This is a genomic window from Rhizobium sp. BK176 (assembly GCF_024808055.1).
Genome location: NZ_JANUBV010000011.1, coordinates 179,792 through 197,160 on the forward strand (window position 1 = coordinate 179,792; position 17,369 = coordinate 197,160).

A 17,369-nucleotide genomic window follows, 5' to 3' on the forward strand; every position below is an offset into this window, starting at 1 on the left:
CGGGACTGACGCCCGTTTTCTCGGAACTGGTTGACCGGAATTTTAGCGTCTCCGGCGCGCACATTCTCAAGGACTTCCCATGCTCGCAAAATGCCCGAACACGGCGAGAGTGCTGCGATTATTAAATTTTGGCAAGCAAAAGTTTTTTAACGCCTCTGTGCCGAGAAGCGCCTCTGGGCAGCATTTTCACGCCCTTAAAGCAAAAAATCGGTCGTTAGGCGCCAGAGTTTAACGGTTTACATCGTTAGCAATATAATTTGGGAGCAGATTTTCCCAAAAATGCAACGTTAACGCGACTGCGTAAAAGCTAAAGTTTTTTTCTTTTCCGGGCGTTCAACCCAAATTTGGGCTCGGTTTCAACCTGTCGGAAGCGCGACGGCGCGCTATTTCGGGGACCACTTCAACCAATAGCATCGCTGTAAACATCAGCGCGCAGCCGATATAGCCGAGTGGCGGCATGGTTTCGCCCAGCAGCAGGGCGCCAAGCGAGGCGCCAAAAAGCGCTTCGGCGGACAGGAAGATCGCCGCCTGTGAAGGGGTGGTGTAGCGTTGGCCGATAATCTGCAGCGAGAAGGCGACACCCGAGGAGAATATCCCGACATAGAGGATCTCGGGGGCAGCGGCCCATATCGCCGCCCAGCTGATTGGCTCGCTAACCACAGCGACGGCGAGGGCGCAGGCGCCGGTGACGGCAAACTGGGCCGTTGAGAGCGCCAGCGGGCGACCGGTCTCGGACACCGTGATCCCGGCCAGCGTGATCTGTCCGGCCCAGAATATTGCGCAAACGACTGTTAGCAGGTCGCCCGTCGTCAATGCCGAGAGTTGCCCGCCGGATAGTAGGTAGATACCCGAAACGGCCATGAGCGCACCCGGCCAGATGATCCAGTGCGGAGAACGGCGTAGGAAAACGACGGCGATCAATGGCACGATGACGACATAGAGACCGGTGATGAAGCTCGAATTCGTCACCGTCGTTGTCTGCAGGCCGATCTGTTGGGTAGCTGCGCCCCCGAACAGCGCAAGACCGGTCAGCAGATAGAGCTTGAGATGCCGCGGCGCGGTCGCAACCGGCGCCTTGCGTGCCTCGAACAGCATGAACGGCAGAACCGCTACGGCGGCGATCATAAAGCGCAGGCCAATGAACCAGAACGGGCCGATCGCCTTCATTGCCGTCGACTGCGCGACAAAGCCGCCGCCCCAGATGGCAGCTGCAAGCAATAGAAGGAGGTTCGCCTGAATGCGCGTCATTTCATCCTCGGTTCGGGAGAGAGTATGCCGAGCGTTAGCAGTTGCCTTTCGTTCGAGCAAGGGTGAAGAATGTCGCTATTCCTTGCAGCGCAGAGAGCAAACGGATGACCACGAAAGCGGTTTCATCGCTGGACGAAAAAGCTGCGGCACGGCAGCAGGGCGATGCGCCGGCGGGATATTCGGGCAGTTCGCTCACGCGAAAGCTGGGCTTGAGGGAGGGGCAGGCGGCATTGCTGATCGGCGTGCCCGAGATTGCCGAGATAGAAACCTTTGGGCGTTTCTCCTCGATCGAGACAGCGTTGCCATCAGTGGTCGAGCGTCGCTTCGACTACATCCACGTTTTCGAAACAGGCCGGCCGGTCCTGGAGGATATGGCTTTAGCTCTCTCAACCGCTGTGAAACCGGACGGGATGCTATGGATTTCCTGGCCCAAGAAAGCCGCGCGGGTTTCGACGACGGTCACCGAAGACGTGCTGCGAACGATCTTCCTGCCTCTGGGCATGGTCGACGTCAAAGTCTGCGCTATTGACAAGACATGGTCCGGCTTGAAGTTCGTGATCCGAAAGGACCTGCGCGCCGGGCTATAGGCCTCCCACTAGCCATTGTTGGCTGGCGCTCGCGAGATTCTCAGCAAAGAACCATCGTCCTCGTCCGTAAGGATCAACAAAGCGCCGTCGGGGGCAACGACCACATCCCGCATCCGGCCATAGGAACCGTCGAACATTCGCTCCTCGGCGACGAAAGCGCCGGTACCGTCGCGCTGCATTCGCGAAAGCAGCTGGAATTTCAGCGCGGCGACCAGAAAGTTGCCGTCCCATTCGGGAAACATCTTGCCGCGATAAATTGCCAAGGCGCCCGGCGCTATGGACGGGTCCCAATAATAAAGCGGTTGCTCCAGTCCTTCCTTGGCAGTGCCTTCGCCGATCTCCGCTCCTGAATAGTCGCGGCCATAGGTGATGATTGGCCAGCCATAGTTCTTGCCCGGCTCGATGGCGTTGATCTCATCACCGCCGCGGGCGCCGTGCTCAACGGTGTAAAGCTTGCCGTCGGCGGCATCAAAAGCGATGCCCTGCGGATTGCGGTGGCCTTTCGACCAGATTTCCGGGAGCGCCTTGACGCCATCCTTGAAGGGATTGTCATCGGGAATGCTGCCATCCGCATTGAGGTGGATGATGGAGCCGGCGTCATCCTTCCAGTCCTGGGAACGATCCCGGTCGCCGCGGTCACCGATGCTGATGAACAGCGAGCCGTCCTTGGCGAAGGCGATGCGGGCGCCGTATTGGATATTGCCGCTTGTGAAGCGCTTCATCGCGAAGATGGATTTGACGTCATTCAGCCTTGTGCCGTCTTTTGACAGCGTGGCACTGAACACCTCCGTGCCAGAGCCGCCTTTGGCTCTTGTCGCAGCCGTCAGGAATACCTTTCGGCTTGTTGCGAAATCAGGCGCGAGCGCAACGTCCATCAAGCCGCCTTGGCTGCGGGCGCTGACCTCAGGGACGCCGGCAATGGGGGCAGAGAGCTTGCCGTCACGGACGATGCGCAGTCGCCCCGGTCGCTCGGTGACGAGATACGAGCCATCGGGAAGTACCTCTACTGCCCAGGGGTGCTCAAACCCTGTTGCAATCGTATCGACCTGCACCTCGACCGCTTTCGTCTTGACGGTCTCAGCCGAGAGGCCCGAGGAGGCGGCAAAGAGCACTGTTGCGAGAAGAAATCCGAATTGAAGCTTTGCAGATGTTGTCATCGTCCGTCCCATTGCCTGTCCCCGTCAACGTGGTGCGCCGTGCACCTGCTTCAACCTCACTCTGCTTGGGATAACGCCTTTGTGTTTGTCGATGATATCGCGCCCGTCGACTGCGGATCGACGAGTTCGGCCTCGACGATATAACGCAACGGTCCGCGTTCCGTGGCGCCGAAAGGCCAGCAGGTCGCAAGCACGAGATGACGGCCCTGTGCTGCCGGGTCGATGCCGCTCTGATCCCAGGGCACGACGCGGCCTTCGCCTGCCTTGAAGGTCAGGACTTTGCCGTCGCGCCGTGTGACCTCGATTTCGTCGCCCGGTTTGACATCCCTTAGCCAACGGAAGTGCGTGTCACGATGGGCGGCGATGACGGAGGTTCCCTCATCGCCGGGTTGGGGCGTATTGGCGAGCCAAGCGGGACCGAAAGCCAACGCCTCTCCGGAAGCTCCGGAAAGGACAATGGCATGCTTGCCGAGGCGCGGCGCGGTCACCTCTGCCTCGGTCGTGAAATCCGCCCAGGGCCAGGGTTTGGTGTCTTCTCCGCGAAGCTCGGCGGCAAAGGCGCGCTTCAGGAGGAGTTGCGACAGTTCGGCCTTGGCCTTGATGTAGAGCCCGTCGGCAACCAACGCCGTTCCATAGAGCGCGAGAACTGCGATGCTGACGGCAATGGCCTTTTCGACCAAAGAAAGACGAGACAGCAGCGTGCGGCTTTTTTGCTCGCTCGTCACATCGTAAGCGGTCGCTGCCGCTGTTGCCATGGCGAGCTCGAGATAGGTCGGAAGCGGGCCGAACTCGTCCGCTTCATAATTTCGCATTCCGGCTCGCGAGGTCATCCGCGTCATGATTTGGCTCCTGCAAAGATGCCGCGCACGCGGCGGCGCCAGATGGCAAGCCCGCTTGCCGCAATGAGTGCGGTGAGAAGCATGACGATCCCTCGCAGGATCTGCTCATCGGCGCGTGTTGCCGTTTGCGGCAGATTTACCGATGTGGACTTCTGAGCGATCAGCCCGGCTGCCAGGCGCGGGGCCTCAACGAAGAAACCGGGCTCCTTGGCGGGAAAGAGGAGGGAGCCGCTGTTCACGTCGTTCGGTCGAACGAGTCCGGCGAGTTGCTCGACCTTCTGCTGGCTTTCTTCGGCATAAACCGTCGTGACGAGCCCGAACGTCATAAGGATCGACGCGGTGAAAGCCACGAATGCAACCAGCAATGAGATGGATACGCGGCGGGCGCGGAGGCGCCTTATGACGAACTCGTCTTCCAGAAACATGGGTATGCCCTCAATAACCAATGTCGGATGCAACAAAATGCGGCTTCGATCTCGGCGCGCTCGCGACCGAATTGCGGCATGCCGCGGCATTTGTTGCGGCCAATTCGTGGCAAGGCGCGTAAATGCCGAAGTTTTTGATTTCAGGGCGTAAATCCGACTCCCTTCAGAAACTGAATCAACTCCTTCGCAAAATGATTCAGCAGGCTGAGGGGATGATGTCGCGAATCGGCAATTTTATGAGCTGACTGATCACGAAGAATCATCGGCACCATCACGCCTTTGCGCTTGAAATGCCTGCTTACATTGGACATAGAGCTTAGCGCAGAATTCCGGTCCCCGGCCTTCTGTCCAAATCAACCGTATAGGACCGATATCATGGCCTTTCTTGCCGATGCTCTTTCCCGTGTGAAGCCTTCAGCCACCATCGCCGTTTCCCAGAAAGCGCGCGAGCTGAAAGCGAAAGGGCGCGATGTAATCGGGTTGGGTGCCGGCGAGCCGGATTTCGATACGCCCGACAATATCAAGAAGGCCGCTATCGACGCGATCAACCGCGGCGAGACGAAGTACACGCCGGTTTCCGGTATCCCTGAGCTGCGCAAGGCGATCGCCGCGAAGTTCAAGCGCGAGAACGGCCTGGAATACTCCTGGGAGCAGACGATCGTCGGCACCGGTGGCAAGCAGATTCTCTTCAACGCGTTCATGGCGACGCTGAACCCGGGCGATGAAGTCGTCATTCCGGCGCCATACTGGGTGTCCTACCCGGAGATGGTGGCGCTGTGCGGTGGCACCCCCGTAATCGTCTCGGCGACGCAGGAAAACAACTTCAAGCTCCAGGCTGCCGATCTCGACAAGGCAATCACGCCGAAGACGAAGTGGTTCATCTTCAACTCGCCGTCCAACCCATCGGGTGCTGCCTATACGCATGACGAACTGAAGGCTCTGACGGACGTGCTGATGACGCATCCGCATGTCTGGGTGCTGACGGACGACATGTACGAGCACCTGACCTATGGCGACTTCAAGTTCGTCACGCCTGTCGAAGTCGAGCCGAAGCTCTACGATCGCACGCTGACCATGAACGGCGTTTCCAAGGCTTACGCGATGACCGGCTGGCGTATCGGCTACGCAGCAGGCCCGATCCAGCTGATCAAGGCGATGGACATGATCCAGGGCCAACAGACCTCCGGTGCGACCTCGATCGCCCAGTGGGCCGCTGTCGAAGCGCTGAACGGGACGCAGGATTTCATCCCTGTGAACAAGAAGATCTTCGAAGGCCGCCGTGATCTCGTCGTGTCGATGCTGAATCAGGCCAAGGGCATCACATGCCCGTCGCCGGAAGGCGCCTTCTACGTTTATCCGTCCTGCGCCGGCCTGATCGGCAAAACAGCACCGTCAGGCAAGGTGATCGAGACCGACGAAGACTTCGTTTCGGAGTTGCTGGAAAGCGAAGGTGTTGCCGTCGTTCATGGCTCGGCCTTCGGCCTCGGCCCCAACTTCCGCATCTCCTACGCGACTTCGGAAGCGCTGCTTGAGGAGGCCTGCAAGCGCATCCAGCGCTTCTGCGGGGCTTGCAAGTAAGGCTCCGATCTGAGCGTTGATGAATATCGACCCGCCGGAAACGGCGGGTTCTTTTTTGCAGGCCGGCAATTCAGTCTTCGCTAACAACTGTCGCTTATGTGTCGGGCCAACTTCCTTGGCTCTCATGTTTTCGGGATCATGATCATCCATCTCGATTTGGCGACTGTTCTCCTTTTGCACCAATGTTCCTTTCTGGTCGGTGCTGTCTGCTTTGTTTACATGCGTATCCAATCGCGGAATGGCGAAGGCCTAGGAGCACTCGCGGCTAGTTATTTTGCGCTTGCGCTAGCCTCGACCCTGGCCGGATTGGGCGAGCAGCATCTGCTGTCGGTTCCTGTTTGGGGTTTCGGCAGTATTGTTCTTGGCATGACCGGCTACGCGCTCTTCTGGATAGGCATTCGCCGGCTGAGCAGCGGCAAATTGCGGCGCATGGATTGGGCGTCCCTTGCCATTCCGGCCGTGGCGGCCGTTGTGGCGCTGGCGACGCAATTTCACGTCACAAGTTACATGCGCGGAAGCATCGGCAACGGCTTTGCTTTTGCGTCGCTAACGGTGTCTGCCGCTTGCATACTGAGGGATGGCGAACGTGAGCGGTTGCCAGCGCGGATACTGCTCGCCGCCTCGATCGGTTTAGGCGGGCTACTGGCATTGATGGTGGTCGTTGGCCTCCTTGTCCCTGACGTGGCACCGATGACACCGATATGGGCTTTCTTCTTGCGGATAATGACCCAATTCGCGGTCGCGCTGTTCGTCATCATCCTTGTCACGGAGCGAACGGAAGCAGAGTTGCGGCGTGTTGCCGAAACGGACATGCTGACCGGCATTGGCAACCGCCGCTGGTTCATGTCGCGGATGCCGCGCACCATGCTCGCGGGCAATGCGCTGCTGCTGATCGACCTCGATTTCTTCAAGCAAGTGAACGACCGCTTCGGTCACGACGCCGGCGACGCGGTTCTTGTATCGTTTGCAGACGCGATTAGCCGCACCATGCGACCGGGCGACAGCTTCGGCCGGCTGGGTGGAGAAGAGTTCGGCGTGTACCTGCCAAACACGACCGCAAATGAAGCGCTGATGACGGCGGAGAACCTCCGCAAAGCCGCGCACGACCTTGTCGTCGCGTGTGGCGGTGAGCGGATATCGTTTACGGTGAGCATCGGCGTTGCTGCTGTAGAGGAAAGCCAAACCTCCTTGGCCGACCTCTTCAAGATGGCTGACGCAGCACTCTACGCGGCGAAGGATTCTGGGCGCGATCGTGCCGTTCTGTTCGAGCCAGGCATTCGTGCCGCCGCCTGACGATCTGCTGTTTCGCCGCGTTCGTTCAGAGACCGAGTGCCGTTAGCATCAGGAACGTCGCGAAAAGAATGAAGTGCGTCATGCCTTCGATGGCGTTGGTTTCGCCGTCGTTGAGATTGATCGCCGCCGCAATCAGCGTAATCGCCACCATAACCGTCTGTACCGGCGTCATCGCCATGATGAAAGGCTGGCCGGTGTAGAGGGCGATCGCCTCCATGACAGGGACCGTCAGGATGACGGTCGATAGCGAGGCGCCCATGGCGATGTTCACGGTCGCCTGCATGCGGTTGCGCAAAGCGGCGCGCAGCGCCGTGAGGATTTCGGGGGCCGCCGAAATCGCAGCCACAACGATGGCGGTAAGCGCGACTGGGGCGCCGGTGTCTCGCAAGCCTTCCGTCATCAAAGTCGACATGAATTCCGCTAGGAGGCCGATGATGACGACGCCGATCAGGATTGTTGCAATCGAGACCATCGTGGAGTCTTCGGCCGAGTGTTCCTCGGCGTCCGTCTTCTTCCGCTCGCCCCGCGGGTAGGCATAGCTGAAGAAGTAGCTGTGCTGACCGACTTGCATACGGAGGAACAAGCCGTAGAGCGCGATCATCGCCACGATGGTGAAGGCGGAATAATAGTGCCATTTGTCGTCGGGCACGAATTCCGGAACGATCATCGAGATGCCCATGGCGGTGAGGATCATGACGCCGTAGGTTTTGCCAGAATTGTCGTTGTAGGGTTGCTCGCCGTGCTTCAAGCCGCCGAGCAGAGCGGCGAGGCCGAGAATGCCGTTGATGTCGAGCATGAGGGCAGCGTAGATCGTATCGCGAACGAGGGTAGGGGAGCTTTCGCCGCTCATCATGATCGCGAGGATGATCACCTCTACGGCAACCGCCGACAGCGTCAGGATCATCGTCCCGTAGGGATCGCCGACCTTGATTGCCAGGATCTCGGCATGATGGGCGACGCGAACGGAGGCGACGACGATCGTGGCAACAAGCGCTACGGCCGCGATCAGCGACATGCCGCGCCCCATCTCAAGGACCGTATGTTCCGAGAAATACGCGACGACGGCGACGGCCATTGCCAACACCAGGAACATTTCGTCTTTCAGTCGCGACACGATTTGCACGAAAAGCTCCGACTTTGATTCATCCAAGAAGTCTAAAGCGATGATTTTGCATGGCAAGCGAGCATGGTGGCCAGTGCGTTTGCAGTCTTGAGAATTTAATGGAATACTAACGCATCGGTCAGCCGGAAGCATATCGCGGCGCCCACTCGTCTCTTGCAACGCGGCCCGCGCAGAACTGGATGCAATCCGGTCAGCATTGGAGCGCGAACAAGAAGAAGAGGAGTGAAATGCATGGTCAAGGTGGTCTACGAGGTCGTGCCTCACGACGGGGGCTGGGCCTACCGGTTGGGTGGTGTGTATTCCGAAGCATTCCCGACACACTCCGAAGCGCTCGAAGCAGCCCGTATTGTCGCGGCCGAACAGCAGGTCGGCGGTGATTCCGCAGAAATCAGCTGGCAGGATGACAAGGGAAAATGGCATGAGGAGTACGCCGAAGGCGGGGACCGGCCGGAGACCGAGGTGGTCGACGGCACATGGAAAAGCCATTCCAGCGAAACCTCGCCGCGCGCATGACATGGTGCCTGATCGCCACTGCGATGATCAGCGCTGGCGCTTGCGCGCCGTTTCTCCCACGTAGTTCAGCAGGCCGTCTACGAGCGCGTCGAACGTGACGCGGTAGCGGCGTGCTGTCTTCGTTCCCTCGTGCATGACGACCCATGTGTCGAGCGGTATGCGGAAATGCTCCGGCAGGACGGGCAAAAGATCCGGGTCCCTGGCACCGAGCCCCGCCTGGCAAATTCCTATCCCGATGCCGGCGCGAATAGCAGAGATTTGCGCAAGCGGGTTGTCGCTCTTGAAGGCGAAGGTGAGCCCCTCAGGAATGGGAAAGCGCGCTATCATGGCTCTGATGTAGGCCGTCGGGCGGTCGAAGCCGACGAGGCGGTGTCGTGTTAGGTCTGATATCTCCTGCGGCACTCCGTGTTGCTCGAGATAGCGACGGTGGGCGTGGAAGCCCAGCGGTATCTCCCCTATGTGGCGGGCGACAAGCTGATCCTGGGTCGGCTGCGCCATCCGAACGGCAATGTCTGCCTCGCGGGTAAGAAGGTCCTCGATGGCATCCGATGCAGAGAGTTCGATGTTGAGGTCGGGATAAGCCGCGACGAGCGGTGCAAGAATGTTCGGAAGCACTTCCACGCCGATCACTTCGCTGGCACTTATCCGGACAGTGCCGGCAACTCGCTCCCGATGTCCCGATGCCGTGCGCAGCAGCGCGGCCGATGTTGCGGCCAAGGCTTCGGCGTAAGGCTTCAATTCAAGGGCTGCGTCGGTGGGCAACAGACCGTTCGGCGAGCGGACGAAGAGTTGTGAGGCGATTGCCTCCTCGAGAGCATCGATGTGCCGTCCAACCGTCGGCTGCGTGAGGCCCAGATTGCGGGCTGCTGCCGAAAGCGATCCGTATTCGAGAACGGCAAGCAAGGTTCGGTAGAAATGCCAGTCGGGTTCCCTGTTCATGGATTTATGTATAGTGATAGCACGAATTTCGTCAATTTCGTTTATGTTGGAATGTCGGCATGATCCGGTCAGTTGAAAAATGACGGAGATCATCATGGCGGAGCAGAACAAACAAGTTGCCCTGGTGCTGGGCGCGACCGGCGGAATTGGCGGCGAAGTCGCACGCAAGCTCGCCGCACGTGGCTGGCGGGTGCGGGCGCTGAACCGGCATTCAGCCAGGGCGCGCGCGACGGTGCCGAACTTCGAGTGGATCCAGGGCGATGCGATGAAGGCTGCCGATCTCATGACGGCCGCGCAAGGCGTCAGCCTTATCATCCACGCCGTCAATCCACCGGGTTATCGCAACTGGGAGAAGCTGGTTCTCCCGATGCTTGACAACGCGATCGCTGCCGCCCGCTCGGTCGGCGCCCGCATCGTCTTGCCAGGAACAGTCTATAATTTCGGACCAGATGCCTTTCCCATTCTCCGGGAAGACAGCCCACAGCATCCTGTGACGAAGAAGGGAGCGATCCGCGTCGAAATGGAGCGACGTCTGGAGGCTGCCTCGCGGACCGGGGTGCCGGTCATCATTGTCCGCGCCGGCGATTTCTTCGGACCGGGGGCAGCAAATAGCTGGTTCTCGCAAGGGATGGTCACACCGGGCAAGCCGGTGCACACAGTCAAGAATCCGGCGCGACGTGGTATCGGGCATCAATGGGCCTATCTGCCCGACGTTGCGGAGACGATGATCCGTCTCGTCGAACGTGGCGATCGCCTGCCATCCTTTGCGGTTTATCACATGGACGGCTTCTGGGATGCTGATGGCGGCCAGATGGCCGCCGCGATTAACCGGGTGGCCGGCAACAAGATAAAGACGCGCACCTTTCCGTGGTGGATCGTACCGCTGTCGGCGCCGTTCATCACCTTCATGCAAGAGTTGAAAGAGATGCGCTATCTCTGGCGGGAGCCGTTGCGGATGTCGAATGAACGATTGGTCGCCGAGCTCGGCAGCGAGCCGCATACGCCCATCGACGAAGCTGTTCATGCCTCGCTGGTTTCGCTCGGTTGCCTCCGCTCAATAGGGGCGGAAGTCCAAGCGCGTGTTTCGGTGCAAGCGGGGCATTAGGACCCATCCGGGTTGCGTTGATCGTCTAACTCTGCTGCAGTTCGGTCAGTGCAATACGTGCGACGGCGAGAGGACTTTTGGCCTGCGCCGTCGATCCATCGCCGAGGAACCAGGCCGCCGACAGGCCGGAATAGGCTGCGATCCATTGCAACAAGCGCTTTGGCTCTAGGCCAGCCTCGCTCGCGACGATCCGGAGTTGTCGCTGTAGGCGGTCGGGAGCGGTTATTGTCGGAAGGTCTTCGTTGGCAAAGATATTGGCATAGTCAAAGCCGCGTTCACCGATGAGGCCCTTGGGGTCGATCGCTAGCCAGCCGTGCTGTTTGAAATCGAGGATGTTGCTGTGGTGAATGTCGCCGTGGAGGACGACGGGATCTGTGGCGTCGGCAAGCAGGCTTTCAGCAACCCTGTGGCAGTGGGCCAATGTGCCCCCGTGAGCTCGGGCAGCCGGTTCCAGCTCGCGAAACCAGCGGGCTAGCGGAATGAGCTTTGGCAATGCCTGCCTGCGTGGCGCATGAAGCCTGGCGACGGTGCAGCACATGATGCGGGTTGCCGCATCGTCGGCGCCGTCCATTGCCATTGCCAGCAGTGACTGACTGCCCATTGCTCGCTCGAGCAGAACGGCCTCGCCGTCGTGTGCGTAGACCTTGGCAGCGCCGATGCCATCCCACCACTGCATCAGGGCGCCGCCGGCTCGCTCGGCTTCATCCCGGGAGAGTTTCAGCATCGCAGGTTTTCCGTCCCAGAGGACCGGCAACAGGTGGCTGGAATGGGTGATGATCGGTTCACCGTCGACGGTCAGTCGCCAGCGGTCGAGATGGGATTCGAACATGGCCGCATCCTAACGGCGTCAGGAGAAAAGGAAATCCCGCCTACGGCGGGATCCCACATCATGCTCTTGAGGTTAGGCGGCTTTTTCCACCACGGGGTAGTCGATGTAACCTTGTGGCCCACCACCGTAGAAGGTTGCCTGTTGCGGCGCGTTCAGCGGCAGGTTCTTTTCCAGGCGTTCGACCAAATCCGGATTGGCGATGAACGGTTTGCCGAAAGCGACAAGATCGGCGCGGCCGCTCTCGACGGCATCGATCGCCATTTCCCGGTCATAGCCGTTGTTGACCATCCAGTTCGCCTTGCCGCCAGCCTTCTCGTAAGTCTGGCGCAGAGCTGCATAGTCGAAGGCGGGGTTTGTGCCCTGCATGAAATCGCGATCACCGCCCGTCTGGCCTTCGATGACGTGGATATAGGCGAGATCATATCTTGCCAGACCCTCGACGACATGGGTGAAGAGGACCTGGGGGGCAGAATCGTAGCTTTCTCCTGAAGGCGTGACCGGCGAAATGCGGATTGCGGTGCGGCCGGCACCGATTTCCTTGGTCACGGCATCTACCACTTCAAAAGTGAAGCGCGCCCTGTTTTCGATCGAGCCGCCATACTGGTCGTTGCGGTCGTTCACACCGTCACGCAGGAATTGATCGAGCAGGTAGCCGTTTGCGCCGTGAATTTCGACACCGTCGAAGCCAGCGTCGATCGCGGCACGCGCCGCTTTGCGATAATCTTCAACGATACCCGGAATTTCCGAGGTTTCGAGGGCGCGCGGCTCGGAGGTATCGGCAAACGCGCCGGAGCCGTCGTTACTGACCAGGTAGGTCTTGGCCTTGGCAATGCGGTTGGTAGAGGAGACGGGCTTGCCGCCGTTCGGCTGCAGTGTCGTGTGCGAGATACGGCCGACATGCCACATCTGCACGACGATCTTGCCCCCCGCGGCGTGGACAGCATCGGTGACACGCTTCCACCCGTCGAGTGCTTCCTCTTTGTAAAGGCCCGGAACGTCGGCATAGCCCTGACCTTGATGGGTGATTGCGGTTGCCTCAGTGATAATGAGGCCGGCCGTGGCACGCTGACGGTAATACTCGACGTTGAGATCATTCGGGATCGCGCCCGGCGATCGGTTGCGCGTCAGCGGCGCCATCACGATGTGATTCCTAACGGAAATATCGCCAACCTTGGCGGGTTCGAAAAGCTTGCTCATGTAGGTCCTTTCTCAGTGGGAAGATCACTTGGCCGAAGCGGGTGCTATTCGGCGGAGGATGGGGTGAGGGTGGTATCGGTCGCGGGGAGCATCGCTGACGTGAAATGGAGACACGGCCTGCTGACGTCGTCCGGGTGCTGTTTTGCCCAACCGGACGCCAATCTGCCGGAGGCGGAAGGCCAGGAAGCCGACGGCATCTTTACAGGTCCATGGCAAGTTGCTTCAGGAATGCCGCGATAGTCTCCTCATTGCGCTTGTAAAAGATCCACTGGCCAACGCGCCGTGTCGTCACGAGACCCGCGCGGCTCAATGTCCCGAGATGCGCCGAGACTGTCGACTGTGAGAGACCGCAGCGCTCGAACTGACTGGCGCACACGCCCATCTCAAACGGATGCTCCTGCGAGGTGAAGTGCTCTTCGGGATTCTTCAACCAGTTGAGGATTTCCATCCGCGTAGGATGAGCGATTGCCTTCAATATCTCGTCTTTTTCCATCGTCGTTATTCGAATTATAAATCGTTTCTAAGCGATATATGGATCGGCAATTTCCGATATGCAAGTCACGACGGCGTGAGATGCGGACTTTCGCGATGTGGCTAGATTTTGGGCAAAAAAAGAGGGCCACCGAAAGATCGGGGCCCTTTAAGGTATGAAGGTCAATAAACCTCCAGAGGGGAACAGCTAACGCGGTGGCACTGGGAGAGAAGCCACGAAATGCATCAGCTGAATTGGATATGATGCTTTGAGAGGCAGATTACAATGCATGTTTGCGCATGCCTGCTATGCGCTGCACAATTTTCTGCTGCAGTGCGAAAAAATCGGGCAAAAAAAGAGGGCCACCGAAAGATCGGGGCCCTTATAGGTGTGAAGGTCAAAACCTCCAGAGGGGAACAGCTAATGCGGTGGAACTGGGAGGAAAAGCCACCGTCTGCATCAGCTATGTGCGATATGGTGTTTTAATGAGCAAACGGCAACCCCGATTTATGCATGCCAGACATGCATAGGTTGCACGGCTTGTATTTCTGATGGAGGCAACTAGAAGTTCCAGTTGCGCGCCTTGCTGACGATGAAGTCGCGGAAGGCCTTCAGCTTGGCCGCATTCTTCATTTCGTCCGGATAGCAGAAGTAGGTATCGAAGGACGGCACGTCCGCATTGATCGGTAGCTGGATCAAGCCAGGGTCACGTCCGACGATGTAGTCGGGCATGCACGCGACGCCCATGCCGAGCAGGCAGGCGCGCTTGATCGAGGTTTGGCTATTGATCTGCAGATGCGGGATTCGCTTGTTGTCCGACGAGCGCCCGGCGACTTCAAGCCAGTTGACGTCGAGCAGGTAGCTCGGTGCCGGCTCGCCGAATGTGATGATGCGATGGTTGTCGAGGTCTTCGACGGTCTGCGGCTCGCCATGGCGGTTAATATAGGAAGGCGCCGCGTAGACGTGCATGTGAACGGTGAACAGTTTACGCTGGATGAGGTCGGACTGCACCGGCTGACGCAGGCGGATGGCGCAATCTGCGTAGCGCATGTTGACGTCCACCTCCTCGTTGTCGAGGATCAGCTGGATCTGGACGTCGGGATAGAGCTGCATGAACTCCTGAATCTTGTCCGTCAGCCAGCCCTGTCCGAGGCCGACGGTCGTGGTGACGCGCAGCTTGCCTGTCGGCGTTTCCGTCGTTTCGGTCAGCTGCATCTTCACGGTTTCGAGCTTCAGCAGCACGTCGTGGGCCGTGCGATACAGCAGTTCGCCCTGTTCCGTCAGGATCAGGCCGCGCGCATGGCGGTGGAAGAGCTTGGTACCGACATCCTGCTCAAGCGCGCTTACCTGACGACTGATCGCGGACTGGGACAGATGCAGTTTATCCGCCGCATGCGTGAACGAACCCGCTTCGGCAGCTGCGTGAAAGATACGCAGCTTGTCCCAATCCAATGGCATTCCCCCACCCCTCATAGCCGATCCTACTCCGCGGCCACGGCAACGGGCATGTGGCCCGTCAGATATCGTTCGGCTTCAAGAGCAGCCATGCATCCCAGGCCCGCGGCTGTGATCGCCTGGCGGAAGGTGTCGTCGGTCACGTCACCGGCGGCATAAACGCCTTCCAGGCTGGTCGCGGTCGAATCCGGGGCGGTCCACAGATAGCCATTGTCCTTCAGCTTCAGCTTGCCCTTGAAGAGTTCGGTCGCCGGGGCATGGCCGATCGCCACAAAGACGCCGTCGACTGCAACCTCGGTGATCGCACCCGTGCGCGTGTCGCGCAGGCGAGCGCCCGTAACCGACGGCGGCATCGGCGGCTTGGCCGGCGTGCCGGTGATCTCGGCGACCTCGGTGTTCCAGAGCACCTTGATGTTTTCCTTCGAGAACAGGCGTTCCTGCAGGATTTTCTCCGAACGGAAGCTGTCGCGGCGGTGAACGACCGTCACGGACTTCGCGATGTTGGAGAGGTACAGCGCTTCCTCGACAGCACTGTTGCCGCCGCCGACAACAATCACGTTCTTGTTGCGGTAGAAGAAGCCGTCGCAGGTCGCGCAGGCGGAAACGCCGAAGCCCTGGAAATGCTGTTCGCTTTCGATGCCGAGCCACTTTGCCTTGGCGCCGGTTGCGATGATCAGCGTATCAGCCGTCCAGACCTGACCACTATCGGTGCGCGCCACGAACGGGCGCTGGTTCAGCTCGACTTCGGTGACGATGTCATTGACGATCTCGGCGCCGACATGCTTTGCCTGCTGCAGCATCTGATCCATCAGCCACGGTCCCTGGATCGGATCGGCAAAGCCCGGATAATTTTCCACGTCGGTGGTGATCATCAGCTGTCCGCCTTGATCGAGGCCGGCGATCAGAACGGGCTTCAGCATTGCACGGGCTGCATAGACGGCAGCCGTGTAGCCGGCAGGGCCGGAGCCGATAATGAGCACCTTGGTGTGGCGGGCGGACATGGGTATTTCCTTTCGACTGTCAGGAGGGCGGCGGCTAAGTGGCGAATGCGGCCGTTTCGCGATCCATTCGCCATTTATGAACGTCCAGTGCTTTTATTCAAGGGCAGCCCTGCGTTACCAACAAGGCTTTCTCGGCTGCCGGTGCAACAATCCGTCGCCGAGCTGAAACTTTCTTGCGAATTCCGCCGCTTTATATAGAAGCTGGCAATCATGAATTAAAGGAAGGGCAGGATTGTGCTTCGCGCCGAACTTGATGCCATCGATATAAAGATACTGCGGGAGTTGCAGGCAGACGGGCGGATGACCAATGTCGATCTCGCCGACCGTGTCGGCATTTCGGCGCCGCCTTGCCTGCGGCGCGTGCGAAAGCTTGAAGAGACCGGCGTCATCGAAGGCTATCACGCGATGCTGAACAGCCCGAAGCTGGGCTTCGATCTTGTCGCCTTCTGCATGGTAGGGCTCAAGCATCAGTCCGAAGCCAACCTGAAGGCGTTTGCGGCAGCGACGGCGCAATGGCCGCTGGTGCGTCAGGCCTGGATGGTTTCGGGCGACAGCGACTTCCTGTTGCATTGCGTTGCCGAGAACCTGACGTGTTTCCAGGACTTCGTTATCGAGGTGCTGACGGCAAACGAGCACGTGGACACGGTGCGAACGATGCTGACGATCCGACAGGTGAAGCGGGTGGGCCTAGTCGAAGTCTGAGCGCAGCTAAGCTCTATGAATTGAGCGGCTTATGCCTTATTGAAGGCGCTTTGTGAGCCGTTTGCTGCGGAAGAAGACACGAAGATCGTTCAATGACCAAGTTGCCTATTTCCGCGTTCATCATTTGCTTGAACGAAGAAGCGTATCTCGGCAATTGCATCGAGAGCTTGGACAAGTGCGCGGAGATTGTGGTCGTTGACTCCGGCTCGACGGATGGCACCGTTGCCTTGCTGCAATCCTATATCGACAAGGGATGGCCGATCCGGTTGTTTCACGAGGCGTGGCGCGGCTACGCCGGGCAGAAGCAATTTGCGCTCGATCAGTGCACGCAGCCCTGGCGCTTGAATATTGATTCCGATGAACGGCTCGATGCGCCACTGAGAAGGCTTTTGCCGGAACTGATCGCCGCGCCAGACGATGTTGTTGGCTGGCGTGTTGCGCGTCGCCCCTATCTGATCGGCTACGGCTACACGCCTGAGCATGTCCACGAGCGGAAGAATCTGCGGCTTGTTCGCAAAGGCAGAGGCGCTTATGACCTCACGCAAACCGTGCACGAAGGTATCGTGCCGACCGGCCGGGTTCAGGATGCCTCGTCCGGGAGTCTGCTTCACTACCGGCCACTCGTCATCGATGAACAGATCCTCAAAGAGAACAAGTACTCGACGTTGAAGGCCGATCAACACTTCGCCTTGGGCGAGGGCACAACCTTCGCCAGACTGATTTTCAGCCCGCTGCTGTATTTCTGGCGTCTCTATTTTCACAACGGTTTGTGGCGCTGCGGACAGTCGGGCTTTGTCGAGGCGATGACCGGTGCAGTCTACGCATTTCTCACGCAGGCAAAGTTGTATCAGCGCAAGGCTGCCGAGAAGCATCCGAGCTTTGACGACGCAGGAAAGCACTAAGGTC

The 17,369-nt window shown here is 59.2% G+C and carries 17 protein-coding genes and 1 pseudogene; 7 read left to right on the top strand and 11 right to left on the bottom strand.

From position 1 onward, the window contains the following. Nucleotides 1-333 precede the first annotated feature (333 nt). A complete protein-coding gene (locus FHT76_RS27295) occupies nt 334-1,248 on the bottom strand; it encodes a DMT family transporter (RefSeq protein ID WP_183861159.1) in 915 nt (304 codons plus the stop codon). A 104-nt stretch (nt 1,249-1,352) separates the two neighbouring features. Here FHT76_RS27295 and FHT76_RS27300 point away from each other — a divergent pair, with 104 nt between their 5' ends. Then, nucleotides 1,353-1,835, top strand: a complete 483-nt coding sequence (locus tag FHT76_RS27300) for a DUF3052 domain-containing protein (RefSeq protein ID WP_183861157.1) — start codon at nt 1,353-1,355, stop codon at nt 1,833-1,835. 8 nt (nt 1,836-1,843) lie between these two features. On the opposite strand, the gene FHT76_RS27305 is transcribed toward FHT76_RS27300, so the two are convergent. From FHT76_RS27305 to FHT76_RS27315, 3 genes and pseudogenes are all read right to left on the bottom strand, one after another. Next, nucleotides 1,844-2,992, bottom strand: a complete 1,149-nt coding sequence (locus tag FHT76_RS27305) for a PQQ-dependent sugar dehydrogenase (RefSeq protein WP_183861155.1) — start codon at nt 2,990-2,992, stop codon at nt 1,844-1,846. 56 nt (nt 2,993-3,048) lie between these two features. Next, entirely contained in the window at nt 3,049-3,831 is a 783-nt protein-coding gene (locus tag FHT76_RS27310) for a class GN sortase (protein ID WP_405049291.1), read from the bottom strand. 173 nt (nt 3,832-4,004) lie between these two features. Next, nucleotides 4,005-4,256 (bottom strand): annotated as a pseudogene (locus FHT76_RS27315) (marine proteobacterial sortase target protein); the annotation flags it as partial. Nucleotides 4,257-4,631: 375 nt separating this feature from the next. On the opposite strand from FHT76_RS27315, the gene FHT76_RS27320 reads away from it, so the two are divergent. Together FHT76_RS27320 and FHT76_RS27325 are read left to right on the top strand one after the other, a co-directional pair. Then, nucleotides 4,632-5,834 (top strand): pyridoxal phosphate-dependent aminotransferase, encoded by a 1,203-nt coding sequence (locus FHT76_RS27320; RefSeq protein WP_183861151.1) that lies wholly within the window; start codon nt 4,632-4,634, stop codon nt 5,832-5,834. 219 nt (nt 5,835-6,053) lie between these two features. Continuing rightward, complete coding sequence (locus FHT76_RS27325; protein ID WP_246712579.1) at nt 6,054-7,127, top strand: GGDEF domain-containing protein; 1,074 nt, start codon at nt 6,054-6,056, stop codon at nt 7,125-7,127. A gap of 25 nt (nt 7,128-7,152) precedes the next feature. On the opposite strand, the gene FHT76_RS27330 is transcribed toward FHT76_RS27325, so the two are convergent. Continuing rightward, nucleotides 7,153-8,250 carry a calcium:proton antiporter gene (locus FHT76_RS27330; protein ID WP_183861147.1) on the bottom strand — a complete coding sequence of 366 codons (1,098 nt, stop codon included), beginning with the start codon at nt 8,248-8,250 and terminating at the stop codon, nt 7,153-7,155. Between the two features lie 231 nt (nt 8,251-8,481). On the opposite strand from FHT76_RS27330, the gene FHT76_RS27335 reads away from it, so the two are divergent. Beyond that, entirely contained in the window at nt 8,482-8,763 is a 282-nt protein-coding gene (locus FHT76_RS27335; RefSeq protein WP_016554668.1) for a DUF2188 domain-containing protein, read from the top strand. Nucleotides 8,764-8,790: 27 nt separating this feature from the next. On the opposite strand, the gene FHT76_RS27340 is transcribed toward FHT76_RS27335, so the two are convergent. Beyond that, nucleotides 8,791-9,702 carry a LysR family transcriptional regulator gene (locus tag FHT76_RS27340; RefSeq protein ID WP_183861145.1) on the bottom strand — a complete coding sequence of 304 codons (912 nt, stop codon included), beginning with the start codon at nt 9,700-9,702 and terminating at the stop codon, nt 8,791-8,793. A gap of 94 nt (nt 9,703-9,796) precedes the next feature. On the opposite strand from FHT76_RS27340, the gene FHT76_RS27345 reads away from it, so the two are divergent. Continuing rightward, on the top strand, nt 9,797-10,807 hold the full coding sequence (locus FHT76_RS27345) for an SDR family NAD(P)-dependent oxidoreductase (RefSeq protein ID WP_183861143.1): 1,011 nt from the start codon (nt 9,797-9,799) through the stop codon (nt 10,805-10,807). 25 nt (nt 10,808-10,832) lie between these two features. Here FHT76_RS27345 and FHT76_RS27350 read toward each other — a convergent pair whose 3' ends face one another. The 5 genes from FHT76_RS27350 to trxB all read right to left on the bottom strand — a co-directional run bounded on the left by FHT76_RS27350 (nt 10,833) and on the right by trxB (nt 15,761). Continuing rightward, complete coding sequence (locus FHT76_RS27350) at nt 10,833-11,636, bottom strand: aminoglycoside phosphotransferase family protein (RefSeq protein ID WP_183861141.1); 804 nt, start codon at nt 11,634-11,636, stop codon at nt 10,833-10,835. 72 nt (nt 11,637-11,708) lie between these two features. Continuing rightward, on the bottom strand, nt 11,709-12,833 hold the full coding sequence (locus tag FHT76_RS27355) for an alkene reductase (protein ID WP_183861140.1): 1,125 nt from the start codon (nt 12,831-12,833) through the stop codon (nt 11,709-11,711). 199 nt (nt 12,834-13,032) lie between these two features. Then, nucleotides 13,033-13,326: a helix-turn-helix transcriptional regulator gene (locus tag FHT76_RS27360; protein ID WP_114713331.1), complete on the bottom strand. Its 294-nt coding sequence runs from the start codon at nt 13,324-13,326 to the stop codon at nt 13,033-13,035. A gap of 540 nt (nt 13,327-13,866) precedes the next feature. Beyond that, on the bottom strand, nt 13,867-14,763 hold the full coding sequence (locus FHT76_RS27365; protein ID WP_018857199.1) for a LysR family transcriptional regulator VtlR: 897 nt from the start codon (nt 14,761-14,763) through the stop codon (nt 13,867-13,869). A gap of 23 nt (nt 14,764-14,786) precedes the next feature. Then, nucleotides 14,787-15,761 (bottom strand): thioredoxin-disulfide reductase, encoded by a 975-nt coding sequence (gene trxB, locus FHT76_RS27370; protein ID WP_183754254.1) that lies wholly within the window; start codon nt 15,759-15,761, stop codon nt 14,787-14,789. A 234-nt stretch (nt 15,762-15,995) separates the two neighbouring features. Here trxB and FHT76_RS27375 point away from each other — a divergent pair, with 234 nt between their 5' ends. Further along, nucleotides 15,996-16,463, top strand: a complete 468-nt coding sequence (locus tag FHT76_RS27375) for an Lrp/AsnC family transcriptional regulator (RefSeq protein ID WP_259129466.1) — start codon at nt 15,996-15,998, stop codon at nt 16,461-16,463. Nucleotides 16,464-16,555: 92 nt separating this feature from the next. Next, nucleotides 16,556-17,365, top strand: coding sequence for a glycosyltransferase family 2 protein (locus FHT76_RS27380; RefSeq protein WP_183754256.1), 810 nt, complete (start codon nt 16,556-16,558; stop codon nt 17,363-17,365). Nucleotides 17,366-17,369 lie beyond the last annotated feature (4 nt).

Bases quoted from the DNA above. Each gene is read 5' to 3' on its own strand.
- FHT76_RS27320 (WP_183861151.1), top strand. From the start codon at position 4,632: ATGGCCTTTCTTGCCGATGCTCTTTCCCGTGTGAAGCCTTCAGCCACC.
- FHT76_RS27355 (WP_183861140.1), bottom strand. From the start codon at position 12,833: ATGAGCAAGCTTTTCGAACCCGCCAAGGTTGGCGATATTTCCGTTAGG.
- FHT76_RS27325 (WP_246712579.1), top strand. From the start codon at position 6,054: ATGCGTATCCAATCGCGGAATGGCGAAGGCCTAGGAGCACTCGCGGCT.
- FHT76_RS27380 (WP_183754256.1), top strand. From the start codon at position 16,556: ATGACCAAGTTGCCTATTTCCGCGTTCATCATTTGCTTGAACGAAGAA.
- trxB (WP_183754254.1), bottom strand. From the start codon at position 15,761: ATGTCCGCCCGCCACACCAAGGTGCTCATTATCGGCTCCGGCCCTGCC.
- FHT76_RS27300 (WP_183861157.1), top strand. From the start codon at position 1,353: ATGACCACGAAAGCGGTTTCATCGCTGGACGAAAAAGCTGCGGCACGG.
- FHT76_RS27310 (WP_405049291.1), bottom strand. From the start codon at position 3,831: ATGACGCGGATGACCTCGCGAGCCGGAATGCGAAATTATGAAGCGGAC.
- FHT76_RS27350 (WP_183861141.1), bottom strand. From the start codon at position 11,636: ATGTTCGAATCCCATCTCGACCGCTGGCGACTGACCGTCGACGGTGAA.
- FHT76_RS27295 (WP_183861159.1), bottom strand. From the start codon at position 1,248: ATGACGCGCATTCAGGCGAACCTCCTTCTATTGCTTGCAGCTGCCATC.
- FHT76_RS27345 (WP_183861143.1), top strand. From the start codon at position 9,797: ATGGCGGAGCAGAACAAACAAGTTGCCCTGGTGCTGGGCGCGACCGGC.
- FHT76_RS27340 (WP_183861145.1), bottom strand. From the start codon at position 9,702: ATGAACAGGGAACCCGACTGGCATTTCTACCGAACCTTGCTTGCCGTT.
- FHT76_RS27335 (WP_016554668.1), top strand. From the start codon at position 8,482: ATGGTCAAGGTGGTCTACGAGGTCGTGCCTCACGACGGGGGCTGGGCC.
- FHT76_RS27305 (WP_183861155.1), bottom strand. From the start codon at position 2,992: ATGACAACATCTGCAAAGCTTCAATTCGGATTTCTTCTCGCAACAGTG.
- FHT76_RS27365 (WP_018857199.1), bottom strand. From the start codon at position 14,763: ATGCCATTGGATTGGGACAAGCTGCGTATCTTTCACGCAGCTGCCGAA.
- FHT76_RS27360 (WP_114713331.1), bottom strand. From the start codon at position 13,326: ATGGAAAAAGACGAGATATTGAAGGCAATCGCTCATCCTACGCGGATG.